The sequence below is a fragment of the Aquicoccus porphyridii genome (genome assembly GCF_008369105.1).
Classification (GTDB): Bacteria; Pseudomonadota; Alphaproteobacteria; order Rhodobacterales; family Rhodobacteraceae; genus Aquicoccus; species Aquicoccus porphyridii.
This window is the reverse complement of record NZ_VINQ01000002.1, coordinates 205120-231320: the sequence shown is the minus strand read 5'-3', so window position 1 is coordinate 231320 and position 26201 is coordinate 205120. Positions and strand designations below refer to the sequence as shown.

Below are 26201 nucleotides of genomic sequence, written 5' to 3'. Positions count from 1 at the left end.
GCTTGTCCACAGAAAACCAAGGGAACAAGGGGCGAACATCCCTTTATCTTGCTGTGACGACGCGTTACTCTGCTCGTTATGAACAGATTTGACGAAGAATACGAGGTTGCGGCCACCCCGCTTTCGGCCCGGGCAATGGCCGCGCGCCCGGCGCCCTATCTCGATGAGTTGAACCCGGCGCAGCGCGAGGCGGTCGAGGCGCTGGACGGGCCGGTTCTGATGCTGGCGGGGGCGGGTACGGGCAAGACCAAGGCGCTGATGGCGCGGATCGCGCACCTTATTAACACTGGGCGGGCGCGTCGCGATCAGATTTTGGCGGTGACTTTTACCAACAAGGCCGCAAAGGAGATGCAAGATCGACTCGCGAAAATGCCGTATAGAATTGATGGTGGCGTGAGGTGGATGGGAACATTTCATTCGATCTGTGTCAAGCTGCTGCGCCGTCATGCCGAGCTTGTGGGCCTGAAGTCGAATTTCACCATTCTCGACAAGGATGACCAGTTGCGCCTTTTGAAACAACTGGTTGCGGCGGCGAACATAGATGACAAACGCTGGCCTGCGCGGCAATTGGCGGGGATCATCGACCATTGGAAGAACCGCGCCTGGACACCGCAGAGCGTTCCGGCGGGCGAGGCGGGGGCCTATAATCACCGTGGCACTGAACTTTACGCACAATACCAGGTGCGGCTCAGGGAACTCAACGCGGTGGATTTCGGTGACCTGCTGCTGCATGTCGTGACGATTTTCCAGCAACATCAGGATGTTCTGGAGCAATATCAACGTTGGTTCCGCTATGTCCTGGTGGATGAATACCAGGATACCAACGTGGCCCAGTATCTGTGGCTGCGGCTGCTTGCGGGCGGGCACAAGAACATTTGCTGCGTGGGCGACGATGATCAGTCGATCTATGGCTGGCGCGGGGCGGAAGTGGGTAATATCCTTCGGTTTGAAAAGGATTTTCCCGGCGCCAAGGTGGTGCGGCTGGAACAGAATTACCGCTCGACCCCGCATATCCTCAAGGCCGCGTCCGGGGTGATCCGGGGCAACGAGGGGCGGTTGGGCAAGGATCTCTGGACCGATACGGAAGAGGGCGAGAAGGTGCGCCTGATCGGCCATTGGGACGGCGAGGAAGAGGCGCGCTGGATCGGTGAAGAGATCGAGGCGTCGCAACGGGGCACCCGTGGTATCCGCCCGTTTTCATTGAATGAAATCGCGATCCTGGTGCGCGCGTCGCACCAGATGCGGGCGTTTGAAGACCGATTCCTGACCATCGGAATGCCCTATCGCGTGATCGGCGGGCCGCGGTTTTACGAGCGGTTGGAGATCCGCGATGCGATGGCCTATTTCCGGCTGGTGGTGAGCCCCGATGATGGCCTTGCCTTTGAGCGGATCGTCAACACGCCCAAGCGGGGGTTGGGGGATGTGGCCCAGCAAAAGATCCAGAAGGCGGCGCGGGCGAATGGCGTGTCGCTTTTGGATGGAGCGAGAATCCTGATTGAATCCAAAGGGATCGGGGGCAAAGGTGCGGTAGAACTGGCGCGGCTTCTGGATGGGCTCGACCGATGGGGGCGCATGGCGGGTAGCCCGGAATTGAGCCATGTGGAACTGGCCGAGATCATCCTTGACGAATCCGGCTACACGGAGATGTGGCAGAACGACAAGACGCCCGAGGCGCCGGGGCGGCTCGAAAACCTCAAGGAACTGGTCAAGGCGCTGGAATCTTTTGAAAATTTGCAAGGATTCCTGGAGCATGTCAGCCTGATCATGGACAATGACAGCGATGAGCAGGACGAGAAGGTTTCGATCATGACGCTGCACGGCGCCAAGGGGCTGGAGTTTCCGGCGGTGTTCCTGCCGGGATGGGAGGATGGGCTGTTTCCGTCGCAGCGCTCGATGGACGAAAACGGGATCAAGGGATTGGAGGAAGAGCGGCGTCTCGCCTATGTCGGAATCACCCGGGCGGAGGAGCTTTGCACGATAAGTTTTGCTGGAAACAGAAGGGTTTACGGGCAATGGCAAAGCCAGATGCCAAGCCGGTTCATCGACGAATTGCCACAAGAGCACGTCGAGGTTCTCACCCCGCCGGGATTATATGGCGGGGGCTATGGCGCGGCGGCGACAGGTGGGATCGAGACGCGCGCGGCCGAGGCCAATGTCTATAACTCTCCGGGCTGGCGGCGGATGCAGGCGCGATCTCAACAACGGCCCGTAAGTCAGCCGAATAAAACGAAAAATCAGGTCATAGACCTTGAGGCGATCAGCAGTCACACGATGGGTGAGCGGGTGTTTCACCAGAAATTCGGCTATGGGAAAATCATCGGAATCGAGGGTGACAAGCTCGAGATCGATTTCGAAAAAGCCGGAGTGAAGAAGGTGGTCGCGCGCTTTGTGAGCGGGGCCGACGATATCCCGTTCTGAGAAAAGTTAACGTGGTTTTTCGGCGAAAAACCGGGGGGTGACTTCCGGCTGACATCCGGCTGCCGCCCGGCTGCCGGGGCAACCGCCTGCGATTAACACTTCATTAAGTAAACGTGGCGTGCGGTGGGGGTAGCAGCATGCCGAAGAGGATCACCTCATCGGTGGGTGTGGTGCGGTCGTCGGGAGGGGAAAGCGGTGGTGGCGCCGGTGCGCGGATACGAAAACGGCGGCACCCAGGGAGGAGGAGAGGATGCCGCCGTCTCTTGCATGCGGCAGGGTCTGGGAGGAGGAGCGACCCCGGCGCAATCCGGTTATTTAGGCGGCGGCGGGATCTGGGAGGAGGAGCGATCCCGCCGCCTGATCAGATGAACCCCAGGGAGGAGGAGAGGGGCCTCTGAATTCAAATTCAGTTTTGCGATCCGTAGACCGCTTCGTAGGCTGCCGAGCGGATGTTGCTGCGGCAAAGGCCGATTTCGGCCAGGTCGCGCGCATTCATCCCGGCAAGTTCCGCCACGGTGCGGCGGTAGAGGCGATAACGGTCAAAGCGTTCGACCAGCGCCTCGGCGCGGATGGCAAAACCGGCCAGCCCGTGATGGGGTGCGGTTTGGGTGTTGCCTGCGAATGCCATGTCGTTACCTTCTCGGATCGTGTTTGCGTTTCGTTGACATCAAGATAACCCAATGCTGCAGTTGCACAATGGCTGAATTCTCAATGCTGCCATGCAGCATTTGCATAGTTGACGCAGGGGAAATCGCGATTGAAGTCAAAGGGTTGCGTTCTCAAACCGATGCTATTTCAGGCATTGGGCTTGTGCTTTGAGCAAAAAGACGCAGGTATGATACATCTATGGACCACAGACAGGTCACAGGGGAAAAAATGAGTGTCACGCGCGAAAACATCTTGGCCGAGCTGGACCGAATCCAATTGCCCGACGGGGGGAGCCTGGTCTCTCACGAGATGGTTCGGGCGCTGTCGGTCGAGGGCGGACAGGTGCGATTCGTCATCGAGGCGGCGAATCCGGAGGATGCCCGCAAGATGGAGCCGATTCGTGCAGCGGCGGTAAAACTGATCGAGGAATTGCCGGGGGTCGATGGAGTTTCGGCCGTGTTGACCGCCCATGCCCCGGCGCAATCGGCGCAGAAGGCACCGCCGCAAAAGGCGCCTGCGCCGGATCTCAAGATCGGGGGCCACCCCAAGCCACAGGCCGCGAAGATCAAGCCCGCGGGCGTCAAGCGGATCATCTCGGTCGGGTCGGGCAAGGGCGGCGTCGGAAAATCGACGGTGAGCGCCAATCTCGCGGTGGCGCTGGCGCGGGCGGGCAAGCGCGTGGGCCTGCTCGATGCCGATATATACGGACCGAGCCAGCCGCGGATGATGGGGATCTCGGGCAAACCCCAGGCCAGTGCCGACAATCAGCTTCTGCCGCCCGAAGCCTATGGCGTGAAGGTCATGTCGATCGGGCTGATGCTGGAAGAGGGGCAGGCGGTGGTGTGGCGCGGGCCGATGCTGATGGGGGCGTTGCAGCAATTCCTGACCGAGGTGGCATGGGGCGATCTGGATGTGTTGATCGTCGACCTGCCGCCGGGAACGGGGGATGTTCTGCTCACGCTGGCGCAAAAGAGCGAGCTGGCCGGGGCGATCATGGTGTCGACGCCGCAGGATGTGGCGCTGCTCGATGCGCGCAAGGGGATCGACATGCTCAACCGGTTGGAAGTGCCGCTGATCGGGCTGATCGAGAACATGAGCGTCTATGTTTGCCCGAAATGCGGCCATGAAGAGCATGTGTTCGGCCAGGGCGGGGTCGAGGCCGAGGCGAAAAAGATCGGCGCACCGCTTCTGGCGCAATTGCCCATCGACCTTGAAACCCGGCTGGGTGGTGACGAGGGGCGGCCGATTGCGGCGGGCCCGGGGGTGATGTCGGAGGCGTATCAGCGCCTGGCCGGACGTTTGATCGAGGCCGGGGTGATCTGACGCGACCGCGATATGGGAAACCATGGGTCGGGACATGGGAATTGATGGGCCCGTGCGGTGATCCGGCCCTTTCCACGGCGAATCAAATGGCGAGAGCGGCGTGAATCAGGCGTGATTCGCGCCGTTTTTCATGGATTCTTGCCTGTTGTGGCGTGGCTTTCCGGGGGCTGGTGCGAATTTTCTGGGAAATCATGGGAAGTTTTTGGCCTCGGCGGCAGATACCATATCTAGTGATTTGAAATGGCATATTCCGCTAGGTTCAGTGTTTTCGGCCCCTGTTTTCCGTCAATATCTTGTTTCGGGGGTGTCTCTGAAACAAGATGATGGGTCATTTTGTTCAGAAAATAGTTGAAACCCATGAATTCCCATGGCATCCCTATAGACACGATGAGGACGGGAACAAGGGGCAAATAAAGACCCCGAACAAAAACTCCCAAGTCAGGTTTCATACAGGCACCCGCTTTCATCGCACAAGGAGATCCGGCGCGCGAGCGAGCAGACATCCCCCCAGGTGGCGCGCGCAGTCGGACACCCCGCACAAGCGGGACGAGGGCGGCGGATTGAACGGTGGCAGCAGTTCAATCCGCCGTTTTCTCTTTAAAGGCCCTGAAACCCGGTTTCGGGGCGAGGTATGACAAAAGGGGCCATGGGACAGTGACCCGCAGGTTCAGAGGCGAGAGCCATCACAAGGTGGATGCGAAGGGCAGGGTGTCGATCCCGGCCTCGTTTCGCCGTGTTCTGGAGGCGGGCGACCCGGATTGGACCGAGGGGCTCAACCCCAACCTGGTGATCGTCTATGGCGACCACCGCCGCAAATTCCTTGAATGCTACACGATCGAGGCGATCGACGAGGTGGATCGCAAGATCGACAAGTTGCCGCGCGGCTCGAAAGAGCGCAAGATCCTGCAACGGCTCTATCACGGGCAGAGCCTGCCCACCAACGTGGACGAGACCGGGCGGCTGGTGCTGCCGGCAAAGCTGCGCGAGAAGATCGGGCTTGAGAACGAGGCGTTCTTCATCGCGGCGGGCGATACGTTCCAGATCTGGAAGCCCGAGACCTATGACCAGGAGGAAATGGCCGAAACCGAGGCCTGGCTCGACGAGCAGCCCGAGGATTTCGACCCGCTGATCTTTCTTGACAAGGCGCGGGGTGAGGAATGATGGCACCCGCTGCGCGTGCCCCGGATGCTGCCCCCCATATCCCTGTTCTGCTGCGCCCGCTCTTGCGGGCGGTTTCACCTGTAACGGGTGTGTGGCTTGACGGGACATTCGGCGCGGGCGGCTATGCGCGGGCGCTGCTCGAGGCCGGGGCCGACAAGGTGATCGGGGTGGACCGTGACCCGGCGGTGTTCGAGATGGCCGAAAGCTGGGCCGGGGCGTATGGCGCGCGGCTTGAGCTGGTGCGGGGCCGGTTTTCGCAGCTTGACGACCTTGGCGCCGATCTCGACGGCGTGGTGCTCGATCTCGGGGTGAGCTCGATGCAGCTCGACCAGGCCGAGCGGGGATTTTCCTTCATGACCGATGGGCCGCTCGACATGCGGATGAGCCAGGAGGGGCCGAGCGCCGCCGATATCGTCAACAGCGCCGAGGAGGGCGCCTTGGCCGATATCCTCTATCACTATGGCGAGGAGCGGGCCAGCCGCCGGATCGCGCGCAATATCGTGCGGGCGCGGGCCGAGGCGCCGATCGAGACCACGCTGCAACTGGTGGCGATCATCGAGAAATCGCTGCCCCGGGCGAAACCGGGGCAGAGCCACCCCGCGACGCGCAGCTTTCAGGCGCTGCGGATCGCGGTGAATGACGAATACGGCGAGCTGGTGGCGGGGCTGGAGGCGGCCGAACGGGCGCTCAAACCCGGCGGGCAACTGGCGGTGGTGACGTTTCATTCGATCGAGGACCGGATCGTGAAGCGATTCTTCGCCGAGAAATCAAGCAGTGCGGGGGGCGGGGGCAGCCGCCATGCCCCGGTGCAGCAGAAATCAGCGCAGTTCGACGTGAAAACGCGCAAGGCGGTCGGGCCGGATGAGGCCGAGTTGGCCGAGAATCCGCGCAGCCGCAGCGCCAAGCTGCGCGTGGGGCGGCGCACGGAGATCCCGGCCGAGCCGGTGGACCGGGCCGCGATCGGCATGCCGCAATTGGGAAAAACAGGGAGAAAAGGGCGATGAGAACCCTGCTGAAGGTGGTGACGGCCATGGTGGTGATTGGGCTGGCCTTTTGGGCCTATCATGAAAACTATCGCACGCAGGAGGCGCTGTCGCAGACCGAGCGGTTGCAGCGCGACATCGGTGCGGCGCGCTCGCGTCTGGCGATGTTGCGCGCCGAATGGGCCTATCTCAACCGGCCCGACCGGCTGCGCGAGCTGGCCGCGATCAATTTCGACCGTCTGAGCCTTTTGCCGCTTTCGGCCGACCAGTTCGGGCGAATCGACCAGGTGGCCTATCCCGCCGCGCCGTTGATGGAGATCGACAATGCGATCGAAGTCTCAGCCGGGGAGGATGACCGATGATCCGCACGCCGCTGCGCCCGCTGGCGCGTATCCTCGATGCTCGTGCCAAGGGCGAAAACCCCGATGTGATCGAACGCGAAAACACCCGGATGCGCCACGAGGAGATGCGCGACAAGACGCGCGCCCGGGCCGAGGGGCGGCTGCTGGTGCTGGGGGTGATGTTTCTTTGTGCCTATGCGGTGATCGGGGTGCGGATGGGCGTAATGGCCAGTTCCGAACCCGAAGAGCCGCGCGCCCGGGCCGCGGGGAGCCATATCGTGGCGCAACGGTCCGATATCGTGGATCGGCGGGGGCGGGTTCTGGCCACCAATCTCGAGACCCACAGCCTTTATGCGCAGCCCCCCCAGATGATCGAGCCCGAGCGGGTGGCAAAGGCGCTTGCACAGGTTTTCCCCGATCTCGACGAGGCGCGGCTGGTGCGCGATTTCACCGGCAAGCGCAAGTTCGTCTGGATCAAGCGCAAGATCAGCCCTGAGCAGAAACAGGCGGTGCATGACATCGGCGATCCGGGGCTTTTGTTCGGGCCGCGCGAGATGCGGCTTTATCCCAATGGCAAGCTGGCCAGCCACGTGCTGGGTGGGGCGTCCTTTGGCAAGGAAGGCGTGGACGCGGCCGAGGTGATCGGCGTCGCGGGTGTGGAAAAGGTGTTCGACGATTTCCTGCGAGACCCGGGCGAAGAGAGCAAGCCGTTGCAATTGTCGCTCGACCTGACCGTTCAGGCGGCGGCCGAGCGGGTGCTGTTGGGTGGCATGAAGCTGATGAATGCCAAGGGCGCGTCAAGCGTGCTTTTGGATGTGCATACCGGCGAGGTGATCAGCGTCGTGAGCCTGCCGGATTTCGACCCCAATGACCGGCCGCGCGCGCCGACCGAGGGAGCGCCCGATGACAGCCCGCTGTTCAACCGGGCGGTTCAGGGCGTTTACGAGCTTGGCTCGACCTTCAAGATATTCACCGTGGTGCAGGCGATCGAGATGGGCCTTGCCAAGCCCTCGACCATAATCGACACGCGCGGGCCGCTCAGATGGGGCAAGCACAGTATCCGCGATTTCCGCAATTACGGGCCCGAGCTTTCGGTCGAGAAGGTGATTGTCAAAAGCTCGAATATCGGCACCGCGCGGCTGGCCCAGCAGATCGGGGCCGAGCGGCAGCGGGAGTTTCTGGGTGCGCTGGGGCTGTTGGAGCGCACCCCGGTCGAGATCGTGGAGGCGAGCGGGAGCACGCCGCTCTTGCCCGCGAACTGGTCCGAGATTTCGGCGATGACGATTTCCTATGGTCACGGGCTGTCGGTGAGCCCGATGCACCTGGCGGCCGGTTATGCGGCGATTGCCAATGGCGGCACTCGGGTCGATCCGACGATCCTGAAACGCGAGGGGCGGCAGAACGGGCCGCGGGTGATGAGCCCGCAGGTGGCCGCCGTGGCGCGTGACATGCTGCGCAAGGTCGTCACCGAAGGCACGGCGAGTTTCGGCGATGTGCCGGGCTATGCGGTGGGCGGCAAGACGGGCAGCGCCGACAAGCCAAGGCCGCAGGGCGGCTATTACAAGGACAAGGTGATCGCCACCTTCGCCACGATCTTTCCGGCGCATGATCCGAAATACGTGCTGGTGCTGACGCTGGATGAGCCCGAAACCTATGCCTTGGGCGAGATGCGGCGCACGGCGGGCTGGACCGCGGTGCCGGTGGCGGCCGAGATGATCAACCGGCTGGCCCCGCTTCTGGGGCTGAGACCGCAGGTTGAGCCCGGGCAATTGGCTGGTATAACGCTGACATCGAATTGACCCATAAAGGGGAACGGGCAGATGGGTGGCGGGCAGCAGGTCAAGACATTATCCCAGATGGGCCTGACCGCCCGGGGCGGGCGCGAGGCGCGGATCACGGGCCTTTCGGTCGACAGCCGTGACGTGAAGGACGGGCATCTGTTCGCGGCCCTGCCGGGCACGCGGGTGCATGGCGGCGAATTCATCCAGTATGCGCTGCGCATGGGGGCGGGGGCGATCCTGACCGATGCGGCGGGTGCGCGGATCGCGGCCGAGGAGCTGGCGGCGAGCGATGCGGCGCTGATCGTGAGCGAAGACCCGCGGCAGGTTCTGGCCTACACGGCGGCCTTGTGGTTCGGGGCGCAGCCCGAGGTGGTGGTGGCCGTGACCGGCACCAACGGCAAGACCAGTGTCGCGACCTTTACCCGGATGATCTGGACCGAGCTGGGCGAGGAGGCGGTGAATCTTGGCACCACGGGGGTCGAGGGGGTGTGGAGCGCGCCGCTCGCGCATACCACGCCCGAGCCGATCACGCTGCACCGCACGCTGGCGGCGGCGGCGCGCGAAGGGGTGAGCCATGCGGCGATGGAGGCATCGTCGCACGGGCTGGTGCAGCGGCGGCTGGACGGGGTGAACCTGGCGGCGGCGGGGTTCACCAACCTGTCGCAGGATCACCTCGATTACCACGCCAGTTTCGACGATTATTTCGAGGCCAAGGCGGGGCTTTTCGCCCGTGTCCTGTCCGAAGGCGGGACGGCGGTGGTCAATATCGACGATCCGCGCGGGCCGGACATGGCGGCGATCGCGGCGGGGCGCGGACAGCGAGTGATTGCCGTGGGGCGCACCGAGGGGGCCGACCTGCACCTGACCGCGCAACGCTTTGACACGACCGGGCAGGAGGTCTTTTTTTCGTGGGAAAGGAAGGGGTTTCGCGCCTACCTGCCGTTGATCGGGGGGTTCCAGGCCGAGAACGTGCTGCTGGCCGCGGGGCTGGTCATCGGCTGCGGGGAAGAGCCTGAACGGGTGTTCGAGACGCTGGAGCACCTGACCGGCGTGCGCGGGCGGATGCAGTTGGTCGCGCGCCGTGCCAACGGGGCGGCGGTGTTTGTCGACTACGCGCATACGCCGGGCGCGGTGGCCACCGCCTTGTGCGCGTTGCGGCCGCATGTGGCGGGGCGGATCGTCGTCATCGTCGGCGCGGGTGGGGATCGGGACCGGGGCAAACGCCCGCTGATGGGGCGCGCGGCGGCGGATCATGCCGATGTGGTGATCGTGACCGACGACAACCCGCGCAGCGAAGACCCCGCATTGATCCGCGCGGCGGTGATGGAGGGCTGTCCCGACGCCCAAGAGGTGGGCGACCGGGCCGAGGCGATCCTGCGCGGGGTGGATCAGCTTGAACCCGGTGACGTGCTTTTGATCGCGGGCAAGGGCCATGAAAGCGGGCAGGTCGTGGGCGAGGACGTGCTGCCCTTCGACGATGCCGAACAGGCGAGCGTGGCGGTGGCCGCGCTCGAAGGGCGGCTGGCATGACGCTCTGGACAGCGCAGGAGGCCGCAGCGGCCACGGGCGGGCGGGCGCAGGGCGATTGGGCGGCCCGGGGTGTGTCGATCGACACGCGCAGCTTGCAGTCTGGTGATCTGTTCGTGGCGCTCAGGGATGTGCGCGACGGGCATGATTTCGTGGCCGAGGCGCTTGCGAAGGGGGCAGGTGCGGCGATGGTGTCGCGCAGTCCCGAGGGCGTGGGCGCGGATGCACCGCTGTTGATCGTGGACGAGGTTCTGCCCGCGCTGGAGGCGTTGGGCCGTGCGGCGCGGGCGCGCAGCGCGGCGCGGGTCGTGGCGGTGACCGGGTCGGTTGGCAAGACGTCGGCCAAGGAGATGTTGCGCGACGTGTTGCAAGGGCAGGGCCGCACCCATGCCGCCGAGGCGTCGTTCAACAATCACTGGGGGGTGCCGCTCACATTGGCGCGGATGCCCGCCGACACCGAATTCGCCGTGATCGAGATCGGCATGAACCATCCCGGCGAGATTGCCCCGCTGGCGCGGATGGCGCGGCCGCACGTGGCGCTGATCACCACCGTCGCCCCGGCCCACCTTGAAGCGTTTGACTCGATCGAGGGCATCGCCCGGGAAAAGGCCGCGATCATGGACGGGCTGGAGCCGGAGGGCGTTGCGGTTCTCAACGCCGATATCGGCACGGCGGCGATATTGCAGGACAAGGCCCGTGAGATCGGCGCGCGGATGGTGCTTTTCGGCGAGACATCCGGCGACTACCGGCTTGAAAGCGTTCGCCTTTCGGATGAGCGGACGGTGTGCGAGGCGCGGGCGCATGGGGCGTCGCTCCTCTACAAGATTTCAAGCCCGGGGCGGCATTTCGCGATGAACGGGCTGGGCGTTCTGGCCGCGGCCGAGGCGCTGGGTGCGGATCTCGGGATCGCGGCGAGCGACCTGGCGCGTTGGCAGCCACCGGCGGGGCGCGGCAGGCGCGAGCGGATCGTTCTCGACGCGGGGGTGGGGGCCGAACTCAGCCTGATCGACGATGCGTTCAACGCCAACCCGACCTCGATGGCGGCGGCGCTTGAGGTGCTGTCGGTGGCCACGCCCGGCGACGCACGGCGCGGCCGACGGGTGGCCATTCTGGGTGACATGCTCGAACTCGGGCCAAGCGAGATCGAGGACCACGCGGCGCTTGCCACGCTCGACGCGATGGCCACCGTTGACGTCGTGCATTGTGTCGGGCCGCGGATGCGGCATCTTTATGAGGCGTTGGAACCGGCGCGGCGCGGTCTGTGGGTGGAAACGGCGCAGGAGCTGGTGGAGCAACTGCGCAAGCTGCTTCATGCGGGCGACGTGGTGCTGGTCAAGGGCTCCAAGGGGATCAAGGTGAGCCGGGTTGTTGACGCGATCCGCGAATTGGGTCATCGGACCCGTTTAAACAAGGGGAACGCGTGAATGCTCTATTGGTTGACCGCTTTGTCGGATGGCGGGGATGTCTTCAACCTGTTTCGATACATCACCTTCCGGGCGGGCGGGGCCTTCCTGACGGCGTTGTTGTTCGGGTTCATCTTCGGCCCGCCGCTGATCAATGTGCTGCGCCGCCGCCAGGGCAAGGGCCAGCCCATTCGCGAGGACGGGCCGGACGGCCATTTCGTGAAGGCGGGGACGCCGACCATGGGGGGGCTGTTGATCGTGGGGGCGCTGTTGACCTCGACGCTTCTCTGGGCGCGGCTCGACAACCCGTTCGTATGGCTCGTGCTGTTCGTGACGATGAGCTTTGCCGCCATCGGATTTGCCGATGATTACGCCAAGGTGCGCAAGCAGGACACCGCGGGCGTGCCCGGCAAGGTTCGGATATTGCTGGGCCTCGTGATTGCGGCGCTCGCCGCGTGGTGGGCGACGATGTATCATCCCGAGCCGCTCCAGAACCAACTGGCGCTCCCGGTTTTCAAGAATGTCCTGATCGACATGGGGCTGTTTTTCATCCCGTTCTCGGTCATCGTGATCGTGGGGTCGGCCAATGCGGTGAACCTGACTGACGGGCTCGACGGGCTGGCGATCATGCCGGTGATGATCGCGGCCGGAACGCTGGGCGTGATTGCCTATGCGGTGGGGCGGGTCGATTTCACCGAATACCTGGATGTGCATTACGTGCCCGGAACCGGCGAGATCCTGATCTTTTCCGCCGCGATGTTCGGCGGGGGGCTGGGGTTCCTGTGGTATAACGCGCCACCCGCGGCGGTGTTCATGGGCGATACCGGGTCACTGGCGCTAGGGGGCGCGCTGGGGGCGATCGCGGTGGCCACCAAGCACGAGATCGTGCTGGCCATCGTGGGTGGCCTCTTCGTGGCCGAGGCGCTGTCGGTGATCGTGCAGGTGCTTTACTTCAAGCGCACCGGCAAGCGGGTGTTCCTGATGGCGCCGATCCATCACCATTACGAGAAGAAGGGCTGGGCCGAGCCGCAGATCGTGATCCGGTTCTGGATCATCTCGCTCATCCTCGCGATGATCGGTCTTGCCACGCTGAAGGTACGGTGAGGCGATGATCGCCGTGCGCGGATACGACGGCCGACGCGTGGCCGTGCTGGGCCTCGGCCGGTCGGGGCTCTCGGCGGCGCGGGCGCTGCGTGCGGGCGGGGCGGAGGCGGTTTGCTGGGATGACAACCCGGCGGCGCGGGAGGCGGCGGAAAGCGAAGGGTTTCAATGCCTTGACCTTGCCCAGCCCGGTGCGTTCGACGGCGTGACCAGCCTGATCCTGAGCCCGGGTATCCCGCATCTTTACCCGGCGCCCAACCGCGTGGTGCGCGCGGCATGGGAGGCGGGGGTGCCGGTGGACAACGATATCGGGTTGTTCTTCCGCTCGCTGGGCGCGGCGGGTTGGGACAGTTTCGACATGGCGCCACGGGTGGTGGCGGTGACCGGGTCGAACGGGAAATCGACCACGGCGGCGCTGATCCATCACGTGCTGGCCGAGGCGGGGCGCGCGGTTGAACTGGCGGGCAATATCGGGCGCGGGGTTCTGGACATCGACCCGCCGGGGGATGGCGGTGTTGTCGTGCTGGAACTCAGCTCTTACCAGACCGATCTTGCGCGGGCGCTGACCCCGGATGTGGCTGTTTTCACGAACCTTTCGCCCGATCACCTTGACCGGCATGGCGGCATGGGGGGGTATTTCGCGGCCAAGCGGAGGCTCTTTGCCGAGGGCGGGCCGGATCGTTGTATCATCGGCGTGGACGAGGATGAGGGGCGATACCTTGCCAACCAGCTTGCCGAGGGGGTCGGGGATGACCGGGTGATCGCGGTCTCGGTCGAACGCAAACTGACCGGGCCGGGCTGGCATGTCTTTGCGCGGAAAGGGTTCCTGTCCGAGTATCGCAAGGGGCGGCAGGTCGGGTCGATCGACCTGCGCGCGATTGCCGGGCTGCCGGGGGCGCATAACCATCAGAACGCCTGCTGTGCCTATGCGGTGTGCCGGACCCTGGGGTTGGCGCCACGGGAAATCGAACAGGGATTTCAATCGTTTGGCGGGTTGCCGCACCGCTCGCAGATCGTCGGCGAGAAGGATGGCGTGCGGTTCGTCAACGACTCCAAGGCGACGAATGTGGATTCGGCGGCCAAGGCGTTGAAAGCCTTTGAGAATGTCCGCTGGATCTGTGGCGGGCTGGAGAAGGAAGGCGGGCTGGAGGGGCTGCTGGAGGCCACCGGATCGGTCGTGAAGGCCTATGTGATCGGGCGGGAAGCGGCCGGATTCGCCGTGCAATTACAAGGGGTTGAAGCCGAAGTTTGCGGCGACATGGCGCGCGCCGTGCGCCGCGCCGTGGAAGAGGTGCAGCCGGGAGAGGTGATTCTCCTGGCCCCGGCGGCGGCGTCGTTCGATCAGTATGACAGTTTCGAAAAGCGCGGCGACGATTTCATGGCTGAGGTTGCCAAGTACCTGTAATCAGTGACAAATTCCCTGCCGCTCTGCGCCGTCCCACGGAATGTGGACGGATTGCGGGATGCGAAGCCGTTGCAGGGGAAAGACCTCGCCAAGCAATTCCTTGAGCCGCGCGGTGCGCGGGGCGGTGGGATCGAGCGCGGCGCAGCAGACATATTCTTCGACAATGCTGGCCTGTTGCTCGAACGCGTAGTCAAGAAACCGCGTTTTGGTTGAGATATCGTAAAGATAGGGATCAGATTTGAAATCGTGCTCGTTGGCGGCGCGGATCGGGGAATATCCGGTGATTTCGCGGTTCTGCCATTGCCAGGCATGGGTCATCTCGTGGGCGAAAAGCATGGCCGCGAAGAGGTGCATTTCCTCGGGGTAGCCGACTAGATAATCGTTTGAATAGAATGGCTTGGAAAAGAATATCCGGTTGTGCAGCGCGATGGCAGCGGGGCCGACGGTGACGGTGTCGGTGGTGGGTTCGGGCCAGATGCGCTCACGACAGGCGAGGCGCGGGCGTTTCTGACGTTTGTAGGTGACCTTTTCGACGATGGCGCCGTCGTGAAAGCGGATCATGCCGGTGTTGGCCGTGTCGCCAAAGATCTGATCCGCAAAGGTTTTTTCCGCCTCGCTGAGCGGGCGGGCGGCGCAGGCGGCAAGGATGAGACAGAGAAAAAGGGCGACTCGCATGGGGGGAGTTTATGGGTTGTTGCGGCACCGTGCGAGGGGGTTAATGGCGCTGCATTGCGGAAATCACGCGGGGGTGATCCCCGGCTGCTGCCCGGCTGTTCTGCGTGCACCGCCGCGTTGCGGCATTTGTTAACGGTTTCTTTGGTTAACGGGGCGGGCGGTGGGCTGGCGTGTTTGCGGCGCGGGGCGTTGCGCGCGCAACCGAGGGCCGCGCCCGAGCCTGGGTGGGCGCTGGCGGAACCGGGAATAGGGGCAGGGCGGTGTAGATGGTCCAACGGTGGTGCGGGGCGCGCGGTTGCAATGCGCCCTCCCGGGGGGAGGGTCGGGCGCGGCCCGGGCCGTTGGCCTGTGCCAATCGCGTGCATTTAGATGGTTCACTTTTTCAGCTACTTTTTACTTGGCAAATACAGTTCTATGGTTCTTGCGAAGGGAGACTAAAATGGCAAGCTTTTCGGATGACGAGGCCCTTCAGATGAGAATAGAGAAATTAGGGGAGAACTTTGGCCCCTTATTTCATCATGTTGAGAATGACCTTCGCTCATTAAGAGTGCTTTGGAGGGTTTATGTCGCATTCTTTGGATTTTCACCAAAGCGCGTTGATCTGTTGAATTCGAGTAGCGGTATAACCGCGGTTATTATCGAAAGAACCTTTTTTGAAAGCGCGCTGTTGTCCCTTTGCCGGCTGACTGATCCTCCTACGGGAAATAGGGGCGCATCACTGAATACAACTGTGACGCGGTTTCCATCATTCCTTGAAGATCATAAAAAGATTGGCGATCTAAGATCCCTTGTCGACCACGCTGTGAACCAAACAGCTTTTGCGAGAAGTTGGCGCAACAAGAGAGTGGCGCATTCTGACTACGACGTGAGGCAGAAAAAGGCGCGAGTAGACCGGGCTTCAAGAAAGCAAATGTCGGATGCCACTGATGCAATCTCCGCTGTCGTCAGATGGGTAGGGTTGGAATGCTTGGATACGACGATTGTGACGCATCCGATTTCAGAATTTACAGGAGATGAAGTGAGCTTCCTGAAGCATCTTTATTTGGGCGTCGGAAAAGAAAGGCAGCTTGAAGCGGAACGTCGTCAATTGGCACAAGAAGGAAAATATGCTGAAGCGGAAGATAAGGTGAGTAATTTTCCCGATTGGCTAACTTACAGGCCACCAGATGTTATGGACATGTGATTGAGGCACTCAACCCCCGCCGCGAGCCGCCCGTTCTCGGAAAATAGCTTCGACTCGTCCACTCCGATCAACCCCATGCCCCTGCGCGGAATCAAGGCGCGGCACGCGCCGCCGCGCATCGCCGACCCGCCCCCCGGGGCGGCGATTGGTGAGGGCAGGCGGAACACCGGGGTTGGGAAGGTTTGGCGGGATAAACTGCCCTGCTGAAACCTCGGATCGCCACCCCGCGGGTCGGCGATGCGCGGCTTGGATCAAAAATCCAGCTCCTCCACGAACTTCGCGTTCTCCGAAATATACTGGAACCGCAATTCCGGCTTCTTGCCCATCAGCCGTTCGACGAGGTCGCCGGTCTCGCCGGGTTCGTCCTCGTCTATGGTGACGCGGATGAGCTTGCGGGTCTGGGGGTCCATCGTGGTTTCCTTCAGATCCTTGGCGTCCATCTCGCCCAGCCCCTTGAAGCGGCTGACGTCTATCTTGCCTTTGCCGCCCAGCCCCTTTTCGAGCCACATGGCGCGCTCGGCCTCGTCGAGCGCATAGACGCGGCGCGCGCCCTGCGTGAGGCGATAGAGCGGCGGGCAGGCGAGGTAGAGGTGGCCCGCGTCGATCATCGGGCGCATCTGGGTGAAGAAGAAGGTCATCAGGAGCGCGGCGATATGGGCGCCGTCGACATCGGCGTCGGTCATGATGATGACCTTGTCATAGCGCAGGTCGTCGAGGTTGAATTTCGTCCCCAACCCGGTGCCGAGCGCCTGTGTCAGATCGGAGATCTCCTGGTTGGTGCCAAGCTTGGAACTGGCCGCGCCCAGCACGTTGAGGATCTTGCCGCGCAAGGGCAGGAGGGCCTGGGTCTTGCGGTCGCGGGCCATCTTGGCGGAGCCACCGGCGGAATCGCCCTCGACGATGAAAAGCTCGGTGCCCACGCGGTTGGTGGCGGTGCAATCGACGAGCTTGCCGGGCAGGCGCAGCTTCTTGGTGGCGGTCTTGCGGGCGGTCTCTTTCTCCTGTCGGCGGCGCATCCGTTCCTCGGCCCTGAGCACGAGGAAATCGAGGATCGCACCGGCGGATTTGGTGTGGGAGGCGAGCCAGTGGTCGAAATGGTCGCGCACCGCGCCCTCGACAAGGCGTTGGGCCTCGGTGGTGGCGAGGCGGTCCTTGGTCTGGCCGACGAACTCGGGCTCGCGGATAAAGGTCGAGACGAGCGCGCAGCCCCCCGAGATGAGATCTTCGCGGGTGATCTCCTTGGCCTTGCGGTTGTTGGCCAGCTCGCCATAGGCCTTGATGCCCTTGAGGATTGCGGCCCAGAACCCGGCGACATGGGTGCCGCCCTCGGGGGTGGGGACGGTGTTGCAGTAGGATTGCAGGAAGCCGTCGCGCGCGGGGGTCCAGTTGATCGCCCATTCGACCTTGCCCGGCTGGCCGAATTTCTGGTTGAAATCGACGGTTCCGGCAAAGGGCTCCTCGGCATAGGTGGCCGCGTTGCCCAGCGTTTCCTTGAGATAGTCGGAAAGGCCGCCGGGGAAGTGGAACGTGGCCTCGGCCGGGGTTTCACCGTCGTCGATGGCCGATTTCCAGCGGATTTCGACGCCCGAGAAGAGATAGGCCTTGGAGCGGATGGATTTGAAGAGGCGCGCGGGTTTGAATCGGTGCGAACCGAATATCTCTTCGTCCGCATGGAAGGTGACGGTGGTGCCGCGCCGGTTGGGGGCCTGGCCCACCTTTTCGATCGGGCCGAGCGGCACGCCGCGTGAGAATCGCTGCTCGTAAAGCGCCTTGTTGCGGGCGACCTGCACGACCATGGAATCCGAGAGCGCGTTGACCACCGAGGCGCCGACGCCATGGAGGCCGCCCGAGGTCTGATACGCCTTGCCCGAGAATTTGCCGCCCGAATGGAGCGTGCAGAGGATCACCTCGAGCGCGGATTTCTCGGGAAACTTGGGGTGCGGGTCGATCGGGATGCCACGCCCATTGTCGCGGATGGTGATGGCGTGGTCGGCGTGCAACTCGACCTCGATCCGGTTGGCGTGGCCGGCCACCGCCTCGTCCATCGAGTTGTCGAGCACCTCGGCGACGAGATGGTGCAGCGCGCGTTCGTCGGTGCCGCCGATATACATGCCCGGGCGTTTGCGCACCGGTTCCAGCCCTTCGAGAATCTCGATGCTGTCGGCGTTGTAATCGCCCGATGCGGCGGGAGAGAGAAGATCGTCTGCCATGTCTGCTTGCTGCTCTGTTCTTGGTTGGCTGGGGGGCATTATGACAGAGCGCGCGGCGCGGGGGAAGCGGGGATGGGGGTGGTGTTTGGGGTCTTGCAAATGTTATAACATAACGCTAGTCGGGTGAAGACGACCGGATTTCCACTGACTAGACGCGAGGCCAGCATGACCATGCAAGACAACCGCCTTCCCGTGACCGTGCTTTCGGGGTTCCTTGGCGCGGGCAAGACGACCCTTCTCAACCGGGTGCTCAACAACCGCGAGGGGCGGCGGGTGGCGGTGATCGTCAACGACATGTCCGAGGTGAATATCGACGCCGATCTGGTGCGCGAGGGCGGGGCGAACCTGAGCCAGACCGATGAGACGCTGGTCGAGATGTCCAACGGCTGCATCTGCTGCACGCTGCGCGATGACCTGTTGCAGGAGGTGCGGCGACTGGCCGAGGACCGGCGGTTCGATTACCTGCTGATCGAATCGACCGGCATTTCCGAGCCTTTGCCGGCGGCCGCCACCTTCGAGTTCCGTGACGAGGCGGGGCAGAGCCTGTCGGATGTCGCCCGGCTCGACACGATGGTGACGGTGGTCGATGCGGTGAACCTGCTCGGGGATTATGCGAGCCATGATGTCCTCGCCGACCGGGGCGAGACGATGGGCGAGGAGGACGCGCGCACGTTGGTGCATCTCTTGACCGACCAGATCGAGTTTGCCGATGTGGTGATCCTCAACAAGGTGGACGATGCGGGGCCCGAGAAGGTGGATGCGGCGCGCAAGATCATTCGCAGCCTGAATGCCGATGCCAAGATCATCGAGACCGATCATTCCGACGTGCCCGCGGGGGCGATCCTCGACACGCGGCTCTTTGATTTCGAGCGCGCGCATGAGCATCCGATGTGGGCCAAGGAGCTTTACGGGTTTGCCGATCACGTGCCCGAGAGTGAAGAATATGGTGTCGGGTCGTTCGTTTACCGCGCGCGCCGCCCGTTTCATCCGCAGAAGGTCCATGACGTTCTGAACGGCCCGTTGCCCGGGGTGATCCGGGCCAAGGGGCATTTCTGGCTGGCGACGCGGCCCGACTGGGTGGCCGAGTTCAGCCTTGCCGGGGCGCTGTCGAGCGTGGCGCCGCTCGGCACGTGGTGGGCGTCGGTGCCACGGGAGCGGTGGCCCGATCATCCGCAGGCGCGCGATTACATGGCGGCGCATTGGGTCGAGCCGTGGGGCGACCGGCGACAGGAGATCGTGTTCATCGGGGTCGGGATCGACTGGCCCGCGATCAGGGCGCGGCTCGACGCGGCGCTGGTGCCCGAGCACCAGGCGCCGGGGCCCGAGAGGCTTGGACGGCTGGCCGATCTGCCCGACCCGTTCCCGCTCTGGCGGCGGGCGGAGCAGGCGGCATGAGCCCGCCCGGGTGTTCACCACGCCGACCGGTGCGCCGATCCTGTTGCGCGGCAGGATGTGGCCGGTCTCGGGCGGGGAGGTCAGGCGCTCTTGCATCGCTCGCCGCCGATCGAGGGCAGCGGGGAGACCCGCCTCGTGCTGGTGCTCGATCCGGTGACGGGCACGGAGGGGGATATGTGAGCGCGCATGGCAGGGCACAAATCCGCGCAAGATTTGAGCGAGGCGTTGCGAGAACCGGGGCGGGCGCGTAAAGCCATGGGCCATGAAGGGATTGCTCCGTCGCCTGCTGTCGCTTGTGCTGGTCGTCCTGCCTGTGGGGGCGGGGGCGCATCCGCATGTCTTTGTCGCCACCGGGCTGCGGCTGGTGGCCGAGGAGGGGCGGATCACCGGGATCGAGGTGGCCTGGCAATATGATGAATTGTATTCGCTTCTGGTGCTTGAGGACATGAACCTTGATCAGGATTACGACGGTGTGCTGAGCGAAGGTGAACTGGCGCGACTGGACGGGTTCGACATGAACTGGATCGAGGGGTTCGAGGGCGATCTTTACCTTGAGCAGGGCGGTGCGCCGCTCGAGCTTGGCCCGCCCGAGCCGCGCGGCACGGCGTTCGAGGAGGGCAGGATCGTCACCCGCCATTATCGCGCGGTCGAGGCGGAGGCGGGGCCGGTGGTGGTGCGGGCCTATGATCCGACGTTTTACACGGCCTATGACCTCGGCCTTGGCATCGACGTGCCCGAGGGCTGTTCGGTGTCCGTGAGGAAAGTCGATTTCGATGCGACCAAGCGCGCCCTGCTGGCGGAACTGGCCGAGATCCCCGAGGATGGCACGGTGCCCTTTCCCGAGGTGGGGGCGAAGTTTGCCGACACGGTGGAGGTGACATGCGACGCGCCGTCCTGATCCTGCCGGTGGTGCTGGGTGTGGGGCTGCTGCTCTGGCTTTGGGGGTTGGGTGGCATGGACCGGGTGGCGGCCTGGGCTGCCGAGGGCCAGCGCGATGCGCAGAACGCGATTGCCGGGACGTTGCGGCGGCTGCGCGGCGGTGACGCGGCGGCGTGGGGCGGGCTTTTGGGTCTGTGTTTCGCCTATGGGTTCTTTCACGCGGCGGGGCCGGGGCATGGCAAGATCCTGATCGGGGGCTATGGCATGGGGCGGCGGGTGCCGGTGGGGCGGCTTGCCGGGCTGGCGCTGGCGTCGAGCCTTGCGCAGGCGCTAACGGCGGTCGTGCTGGTCTATGCCGGGGTGTTCGCCTTCGCCTGGGGGCGCGAGCGGATGATCGGGATCGCCGAGGACATGTTGCAGCCGCTTTCTTACGCGGCGATCGCGCTGGTCGGGCTGTGGCTGGTGAGCCGGGGCGCGCGGCGGTTGTGGCGCGGGGTGCGGGGCCCTGTGCACGAGGGTGAAGCGGGCGAATGCGGCTGTGGGCACCGGCACGGGCCGACGCCCGAGGAAGCGGGGCAGGTGCGCTCGTTGCGCGATGCGGTCGTTCTGGTGGCGAGTGTGGGCATCCGGCCCTGTTCGGGGGCGGTGATCCTGCTGATCCTCGGGCACCTGATGGGGATCAACCTTGCCGGCATTGCCGGGGCGGTGGTGATGGCGCTGGGCACGGCGAGCGTGACGATGGCGGTGGCGGTGCTGGCGGTGAGCATGCGCGAAGGCGCGCTGGGCCAGGTGATGAGCGGGCCGGGCGCGGCGCGCTGGGCGGCGGTGATCGAGGTGATGGCCGGGGTGTTGATCGCGGCGGTGGCGGCGCAGTTGGTGTTGTTGACGCTTTGAGGCGGGGCACGATTTTTCGGCGAAAAATCGGGGTGGCCGGTTGCGTCATTCGGCGGGTTGGAAGCCTTCGATCAGGTGGCGCAGGCCGAGGGCGGCCCCGGCGAAGATCGCGGCGAAGGTGACGGGGGCCGAGAAGCTGAGCGTGGAAAAGGCCGAGAGGCCCTGGCCCACGGTGCAGCCCATGGCGATCACCGCACCCGCGCCCATCATCGCCGCGCCGTAGATCTGGCGGCGCAATTCGCGCGGGTCTTCGCAGGCTTCCCAGCGGAAATGGCCCTTGAGCCCCGAACCGATCAGCGCGCCCAGCACGACGCCGGTGACCGAGCCGACGGCAAAGGAGGGCAGGCGCGCCGAGGCGGTCATCAGCCACAGCACGGTTTCGCCCACCGGGGCCGAGAAGGAATGCGACACCACCGGCACGGCGGCAAAGCCGGTCATCGCCACATGCGCCGATCCGGCCCAGCCCGAGACGATGGCGAGGCCCACGATGGCGGCCCAGAAGATCAAGGCCGGTTTGGCGAGGAATGCGCGTGAAGCAAGCGCACCGGCGGTGATCAACGCCCCCAGCGCGATGCCGATTGCGGGGAGCGACAGCCCGCTCAGGTCGGTGAGAAGATGCGCAAGGCCGGGGGGCATTTCGCCGGGCGTGACAGCAGATTGCGGGAAGGCCCAGACCCGAAGCCCGGCCAGCGGCCCCGAAAGCACGATATAGGCCGACACCCCCATCACCAGCACGATCACGAAGGCGCGCAGGTCGCCGCCCCCAAGCCGGGCGATCGAGCCGAAGCCGCAATTGCCCGCCAGCGCCATGCCATAGCCGAACAGGAGCCCGCCGAGGATCGAGGCGAGGGGCGTCCAGCGGATCGAGAGGTAGAAGCTATCTTCGGGGATGAGCCAGCCCGCGGCGGTGAGCCCGAACGTGCCCATCACCGCGACGCCGATGGCCAGCACCCACATGCGCATGCGGATGTCGGAGCCGCCGTAAAGCAGATCCTCGATCGCGCCCAGGGTGCAGAACCGCCCGAGTCGCGCGGCGAGGCCCAGAAGGACACCGCCGAAGAGGCCCGTCAACACCACGAAGGCGTTGTCACCGATGATGTCGAGCATGACGAACCCCTCCTCCCGGGATGCCCTGCTGCTGTGGCGGAGCCAAGGGTCAGCTGTCGTCTTCGCAGAACAGTTCGTAAACGAGTTCCAGTATACGCTTGGGGCGGTTGTCGGCCAAACGGTAATAGATCGCCTTGCCCTCGCGCCGGGGGATCACCAGCCCTTCGAGCCGGAGGCGGGAGAGCTGTTGCGACACGGCGGCCTGGCGGGCCGAGAGCAGGTCTTCCAGTTCGGTCACCGATTTCTCGCCGGTGACGAGGTGGCACAGGATCATCAGCCGGCCTTCGTGGCTGACGGTCTTGAGGAAATTCGACGCCCGCGTCGCGTTGGCCACGAATCGGTCAAGTTCTTCCTCGCTCAGATCCTTGTCGAAAACGGGCAGGCCCATGGTTCTTGTCCTCGTCGATGTGGCGGGGCCCATGCCGGACCTGCGCCCCAATTGTCCATTCAACCCTGTCACGCGCACGTCGATGGGATGGTCTGTTAACGCTTTTTTACGTCGAGGTCATCCCCCGGCGTGTCGATGCGGCGCTTCATCCGGTGCCGGCGTAATCGGTTGTTCGTTTCAGCAGCATGTCGAGCAGGCCCCAGAAGAAATCTTCGCCCGGGTAACCTTCGATGCGGCCAAGTTCGGTGCCGTCCTCGACCAGGATGAAGGTCGGCGTGAAATTCACCGGGCGGGCATAGCGCACGCCATCGGGTGCGCCGTCGCGGATATTGACGACACGCAGCGGGGCAAAGCGGCCTTCGGGCGATTTGGGATAGATCGGGCCGATCGTGTCCATCCAGGCGATGCAGTAAGAGCAGCCCTTTTGCTCGACCATGATCAGTTCGGCCGCCGCGGCGGGCATCACCGAAAGGACAAGGGCCAGAACGGTCGCGAGAGCGTGTTGCACCGGGGCGAAAGACATGGGCAGGACCAGATTGACAATGATTGAACAAATCTTAATGTGATAATGTGTTTTCGGCAAGGGAGGGAAGCGCGCGTGCTGGATATTACCTATCTGGGCGCCTTGCTGGCAGGGTTTGGCGCGTTCTTCACGCCATGTATCCTGCCCATGGTGCCGTTTTACATCAGTTACATGGCCGGGATTTCCATGGCCGAGCTGCGCGGTGACGGCGAGATCGCGCCGGGGGCGCAGCGGCGGCTGGTGGTTTCGGCACTGATGTTCGCGCTCGGGGTGACGACGATCTTCATGCTGATGGGCATGGGGGCGACCGCGCTGGGACAGGCCTTTGCGCAGTGGAAAGGCACGTTGGCCTATGTCGCGGCGGCGGTGATCTTCGTCTTTGGGCTGCATTTCCTGGGGGTGATCCGCATCGGGTTCCTGATGCGCGAGGCGCGGATGGAATCGAAAAGCGACCCGACCACGGTTCTGGGCGCCTATGTGATGGGGCTGGCCTTCGGTTTTGGCTGGACCGCCTGCGTGGGGCCGGTTCTGGCCTCGATCCTGATGATCGCGAGCGGCATGGGCGAGATCAGCCAGGGCGCGATGCTGCTGGCGGTGTTCGGGGCGGGAATGACCGCGCCGTTCGTGCTGGCGGCGTTTTTCGCGCGCCCGTTCCTCGGCTGGATGCAGCGCCACCGGGCCAAGATGGTCTATGTCGAAAAGGCGATGGGGGTGATGCTCATCGTGTTTGCGATCCTGATCGCAACCGATACGGTGAACACGATTTCGAACTGGATGATCGAGACGTTCCCGAGCTTTGGCCGTCTCGGGTGAGTTTCTGAATACGAGGGAGAATGAGGATGAAACGGTTTGTGATGGCCCTGGCGATGCTGGCCGGGTTCGCGACGGGTGCGGTGGGCGAAATCGGCGATGACGGGCTGCACAAGCAGCCGTGGATGCGCGACACGTTCAAGGATCTGCGCGAGGATCTGAGCGAGGCCAACGCGGAGGGCAAGCGGCTGGTGCTGTTCGTCGAGCAGCGCGGGTGCATCTATTGCAAGAAGATGCACGAGGAGGTCTATGTCCGGCCCGTCCTGTCGGATTACATCGCCGAGAATTTCTTCGTGGTGCAGATGAACCTGCATGGCAACGATAGCGCGACCGATTTCGACGGGCAGGAGACCGGGCAATCGGCGTTGATGCGCAAATGGGGGATTCTCTTTACCCCGACGCTCATTTTCCTGCCCGAAGAGGTGGCGGACGGGCAGACCGCCGTGCAGGCGGCAGTGGCGATGATGCCGGGCGCCTTCGGGTTCCAGACGACGCTGGACATGTTTACATGGGTCAATGAGAAACGCTATGATCTTGATGACGGGGAGGATTTCCAGCGTTACCATGCCCGCATGATCCGCGAGAGGCAGGAAAATGCGGCCGATTGAGCAATAAAATTGCGCGGCCTTAATTCATTCTTTTGAATTTGTTGTTGCGTTCAGCGACAGGCCTGCAATACTGTGGCGACAACGAGCCTGAATTATAACAGGTCAAGGGAGTTGGGAGGAAACATGAAGCTTACGACTTTGACATTCGCGGCGGCGATGGTTGCCGGAACCGCAATGGCCGAGGGGGTCGTGGCCCCGCAAGACGTGGTGATGTCCGAATATGGCGAGGTCGCGACGTCGCTGACCGGCAAGCCGGGCGATCCGGAGCGGGGTTTCGAGGTCTATTCGAAGCGCAGCCTGGGCAATTGCGTGGCGTGCCACGAGATCAGCACGCTCGACGTGGCATGGCCGGGCAATGTCGGGCCGATGCTCGATGGCGCGGCGGATCGCTGGAGCGAGGCGGAACTGCGCGGGATCGTGGTGAATTCGAAGAAGACGTTCGAGGGCACGGTGATGCCGGCCTATTACCGGGTCGATGGCTTTATCCGTCCGGGCAATGCCTATACCGGCAAGGCCGCGGACGACTCGTTCGGGCCGCTTTTGACGGCCGAGCAGGTTGAAGATGTGATCGCGTTTCTCTCCACTCTGAAAGAGTGAACGGGGCGGGGCGGTCTGAAGTAACATTATCTGAGGAGAGAGACATGGGATTCTCGAGACGTGATACGCTGGCGCTGGGTGCCGGTGCTATTGCCCTGACGGCCCTGCCACTGCGCGTGGGCGCGGCAGGAGAGGACGCGATTGCCGCCTTTACCGGCGGCGCAGATGTGAGCGAAGGCGGTATAACGCTTGATGCGCCGGAGATTGCCGAGAACGGCAACACCGTGCCGGTGGGCGTGTCGGCCGACGGGGCATCGGCAGTGATGCTGCTGGCGCTGGGCAACCCGAATCCCGACGTGGCGGTATTCAATTTCGGCGAGTTGGCGGGCAGCCAGACGGCGTCGACCCGTATCCGGCTGGCTGGCACGCAGGATGTCGTGGCGATCGCGAAGATGGCCGATGGCAGCTTTGCCAGCGCGACCAAGAACGTGAAAGTCACCATCGGCGGCTGCGGCGGCTAATCAGAGGAGACGAAAGACATGGCATCTGGTGTTAAACCCCGCGTGAAGGCGCCCAAGACCGCATCGGCCGGCGAGGTCGTGACGATCAAGACCCTGATCAGCCACAAGATGGAATCGGGCCAGCGCAGAGACAGCGACGGCAACCTGATCCCGCGCTCGATCATCAACCGCTTTACCTGCGATTTCAACGGCACGAACGCGCTTGACGTGGAAATGCACGGCGCGATCTCGACCAACCCGTATTTCGAGTTCGACGTGACGATCCCCGAGTCCGGTGATCTCCAGTTCACGTGGTACGACGATGACGGATCGGTTTACGAGGACGTGAAATCGGTCAAGGTGTGAACGGGCCCAAGGATAAAAGGCGCCTTGCCCCGAAG

At 63.8% G+C, this 26201-nt stretch carries 26 protein-coding genes; 20 read left to right on the top strand and 6 right to left on the bottom strand.

Annotation, left to right across the window (positions count from 1 at the left end):
- The first annotated feature begins 78 nt into the window (after positions 1–78).
- Positions 79–2418, top strand: a complete 2340-nt coding sequence (locus FLO80_RS04220) for an ATP-dependent helicase (RefSeq protein WP_111363592.1) — start codon at positions 79–81, stop codon at positions 2416–2418.
- Between the two features lie 406 nt (positions 2419–2824).
- Here the strand turns inward: FLO80_RS04220 and FLO80_RS04215 are convergent, their stop codons facing one another.
- Positions 2825–3046, bottom strand: coding sequence for a DUF1127 domain-containing protein (locus FLO80_RS04215; RefSeq protein WP_111363594.1), 222 nt, complete (start codon positions 3044–3046; stop codon positions 2825–2827).
- 248 nt (positions 3047–3294) lie between these two features.
- Here FLO80_RS04215 and FLO80_RS04210 point away from each other — a divergent pair, with 248 nt between their 5' ends.
- The 9 genes from FLO80_RS04210 to murD all read left to right on the top strand — a co-directional run bounded on the left by FLO80_RS04210 (position 3295) and on the right by murD (position 14091).
- Positions 3295–4389, top strand: coding sequence for an Mrp/NBP35 family ATP-binding protein (locus FLO80_RS04210; RefSeq protein ID WP_111363596.1), 1095 nt, complete (start codon positions 3295–3297; stop codon positions 4387–4389).
- A gap of 654 nt (positions 4390–5043) precedes the next feature.
- The gene (mraZ, locus tag FLO80_RS04205; RefSeq protein ID WP_111363598.1) at positions 5044–5550 is read left to right on the top strand and encodes a division/cell wall cluster transcriptional repressor MraZ; all 507 of its coding nucleotides are present in this window, start codon (positions 5044–5046) and stop codon (positions 5548–5550) included.
- Positions 5550–6554: a 16S rRNA (cytosine(1402)-N(4))-methyltransferase RsmH gene (rsmH, locus tag FLO80_RS04200; protein WP_111364087.1), complete on the top strand. Its 1005-nt coding sequence runs from the start codon at positions 5550–5552 to the stop codon at positions 6552–6554. Before mraZ ends, rsmH begins: the two co-directional genes overlap by 1 nt.
- Positions 6551–6895 (top strand): cell division protein FtsL, encoded by a 345-nt coding sequence (gene ftsL, locus FLO80_RS04195; protein WP_111363600.1) that lies wholly within the window; start codon positions 6551–6553, stop codon positions 6893–6895. Before rsmH ends, ftsL begins: the two co-directional genes overlap by 4 nt.
- Complete coding sequence (locus FLO80_RS04190; RefSeq protein WP_111363602.1) at positions 6892–8673, top strand: peptidoglycan D,D-transpeptidase FtsI family protein; 1782 nt, start codon at positions 6892–6894, stop codon at positions 8671–8673. The genes ftsL and FLO80_RS04190 overlap by 4 nt, the downstream gene beginning before the upstream one ends.
- Positions 8674–8694: 21 nt before the next feature.
- Entirely contained in the window at positions 8695–10185 is a 1491-nt protein-coding gene (locus FLO80_RS04185) for a UDP-N-acetylmuramoyl-L-alanyl-D-glutamate--2,6-diaminopimelate ligase (RefSeq protein WP_111363604.1), read from the top strand.
- On the top strand, positions 10182–11606 hold the full coding sequence (locus FLO80_RS04180) for a UDP-N-acetylmuramoyl-tripeptide--D-alanyl-D-alanine ligase (RefSeq protein ID WP_111363606.1): 1425 nt from the start codon (positions 10182–10184) through the stop codon (positions 11604–11606). The genes FLO80_RS04185 and FLO80_RS04180 overlap by 4 nt, the downstream gene beginning before the upstream one ends.
- Positions 11607–12689 carry a phospho-N-acetylmuramoyl-pentapeptide-transferase gene (mraY, locus tag FLO80_RS04175; RefSeq protein ID WP_111363608.1) on the top strand — a complete coding sequence of 361 codons (1083 nt, stop codon included), beginning with the start codon at positions 11607–11609 and terminating at the stop codon, positions 12687–12689. It begins immediately after the preceding gene.
- 4 nt (positions 12690–12693) lie between these two features.
- On the top strand, positions 12694–14091 hold the full coding sequence (gene murD, locus FLO80_RS04170; RefSeq protein WP_111363610.1) for a UDP-N-acetylmuramoyl-L-alanine--D-glutamate ligase: 1398 nt from the start codon (positions 12694–12696) through the stop codon (positions 14089–14091).
- Here the strand turns inward: murD and FLO80_RS04165 are convergent, their stop codons facing one another.
- Positions 14092–14766, bottom strand: a complete 675-nt coding sequence (locus tag FLO80_RS04165) for a hypothetical protein (RefSeq protein ID WP_111363612.1) — start codon at positions 14764–14766, stop codon at positions 14092–14094.
- 439 nt (positions 14767–15205) lie between these two features.
- Between FLO80_RS04165 and FLO80_RS04160 the strand changes: the two genes are divergently transcribed.
- The gene (locus FLO80_RS04160; protein WP_146611012.1) at positions 15206–15949 is read left to right on the top strand and encodes an AbiU2 domain-containing protein; all 744 of its coding nucleotides are present in this window, start codon (positions 15206–15208) and stop codon (positions 15947–15949) included.
- A 251-nt stretch (positions 15950–16200) separates the two neighbouring features.
- On the opposite strand, the gene parE is transcribed toward FLO80_RS04160, so the two are convergent.
- Entirely contained in the window at positions 16201–18159 is a 1959-nt protein-coding gene (gene parE / locus FLO80_RS04155) for a DNA topoisomerase IV subunit B (RefSeq protein WP_111363614.1), read from the bottom strand.
- Between the two features lie 171 nt (positions 18160–18330).
- Here parE and FLO80_RS04150 point away from each other — a divergent pair, with 171 nt between their 5' ends.
- From FLO80_RS04150 to FLO80_RS04135, 4 genes are all read left to right on the top strand, one after another.
- Positions 18331–19554, top strand: a complete 1224-nt coding sequence (locus FLO80_RS04150) for a GTP-binding protein (protein WP_111364089.1) — start codon at positions 18331–18333, stop codon at positions 19552–19554.
- A gap of 57 nt (positions 19555–19611) precedes the next feature.
- Positions 19612–19734, top strand: a complete 123-nt coding sequence (locus tag FLO80_RS23510; protein ID WP_369333777.1) for a DUF1826 domain-containing protein — start codon at positions 19612–19614, stop codon at positions 19732–19734.
- A gap of 82 nt (positions 19735–19816) precedes the next feature.
- Positions 19817–20452 (top strand): DUF1007 family protein, encoded by a 636-nt coding sequence (locus tag FLO80_RS04140; protein WP_111363616.1) that lies wholly within the window; start codon positions 19817–19819, stop codon positions 20450–20452.
- Positions 20434–21327, top strand: a complete 894-nt coding sequence (locus tag FLO80_RS04135) for a nickel/cobalt transporter (protein ID WP_111363618.1) — start codon at positions 20434–20436, stop codon at positions 21325–21327. Before FLO80_RS04140 ends, FLO80_RS04135 begins: the two co-directional genes overlap by 19 nt.
- Positions 21328–21372: 45 nt before the next feature.
- Here the strand turns inward: FLO80_RS04135 and FLO80_RS04130 are convergent, their stop codons facing one another.
- The 3 genes from FLO80_RS04130 to FLO80_RS04120 all read right to left on the bottom strand — a co-directional run bounded on the left by FLO80_RS04130 (position 21373) and on the right by FLO80_RS04120 (position 23330).
- Complete coding sequence (locus FLO80_RS04130) at positions 21373–22434, bottom strand: YeeE/YedE family protein (RefSeq protein WP_111363620.1); 1062 nt, start codon at positions 22432–22434, stop codon at positions 21373–21375.
- Positions 22435–22483: 49 nt separating this feature from the next.
- On the bottom strand, positions 22484–22822 hold the full coding sequence (locus tag FLO80_RS04125) for an ArsR/SmtB family transcription factor (protein ID WP_111363622.1): 339 nt from the start codon (positions 22820–22822) through the stop codon (positions 22484–22486).
- 145 nt (positions 22823–22967) lie between these two features.
- Entirely contained in the window at positions 22968–23330 is a 363-nt protein-coding gene (locus FLO80_RS04120) for a thioredoxin fold domain-containing protein (protein WP_246156552.1), read from the bottom strand.
- Between the two features lie 90 nt (positions 23331–23420).
- Here FLO80_RS04120 and FLO80_RS04115 point away from each other — a divergent pair, with 90 nt between their 5' ends.
- The 5 genes from FLO80_RS04115 (at position 23421) to soxZ (ending at position 26166) form a co-directional block, all read left to right on the top strand.
- Positions 23421–24158: a cytochrome c biogenesis CcdA family protein gene (locus FLO80_RS04115; protein WP_111363624.1), complete on the top strand. Its 738-nt coding sequence runs from the start codon at positions 23421–23423 to the stop codon at positions 24156–24158.
- A gap of 26 nt (positions 24159–24184) precedes the next feature.
- Positions 24185–24763: a thioredoxin family protein gene (locus FLO80_RS04110; protein ID WP_111363626.1), complete on the top strand. Its 579-nt coding sequence runs from the start codon at positions 24185–24187 to the stop codon at positions 24761–24763.
- Positions 24764–24886: 123 nt separating this feature from the next.
- A complete protein-coding gene (gene soxX / locus FLO80_RS04105; RefSeq protein ID WP_111363628.1) occupies positions 24887–25360 on the top strand; it encodes a sulfur oxidation c-type cytochrome SoxX in 474 nt (157 codons plus the stop codon).
- Positions 25361–25404: 44 nt separating this feature from the next.
- Complete coding sequence (gene soxY, locus FLO80_RS04100) at positions 25405–25821, top strand: thiosulfate oxidation carrier protein SoxY (RefSeq protein ID WP_111363630.1); 417 nt, start codon at positions 25405–25407, stop codon at positions 25819–25821.
- An 18-nt stretch (positions 25822–25839) separates the two neighbouring features.
- Positions 25840–26166 (top strand): thiosulfate oxidation carrier complex protein SoxZ, encoded by a 327-nt coding sequence (gene soxZ, locus FLO80_RS04095; RefSeq protein WP_111363632.1) that lies wholly within the window; start codon positions 25840–25842, stop codon positions 26164–26166.
- The last annotated feature ends 35 nt before the right edge of the window (positions 26167–26201 follow it).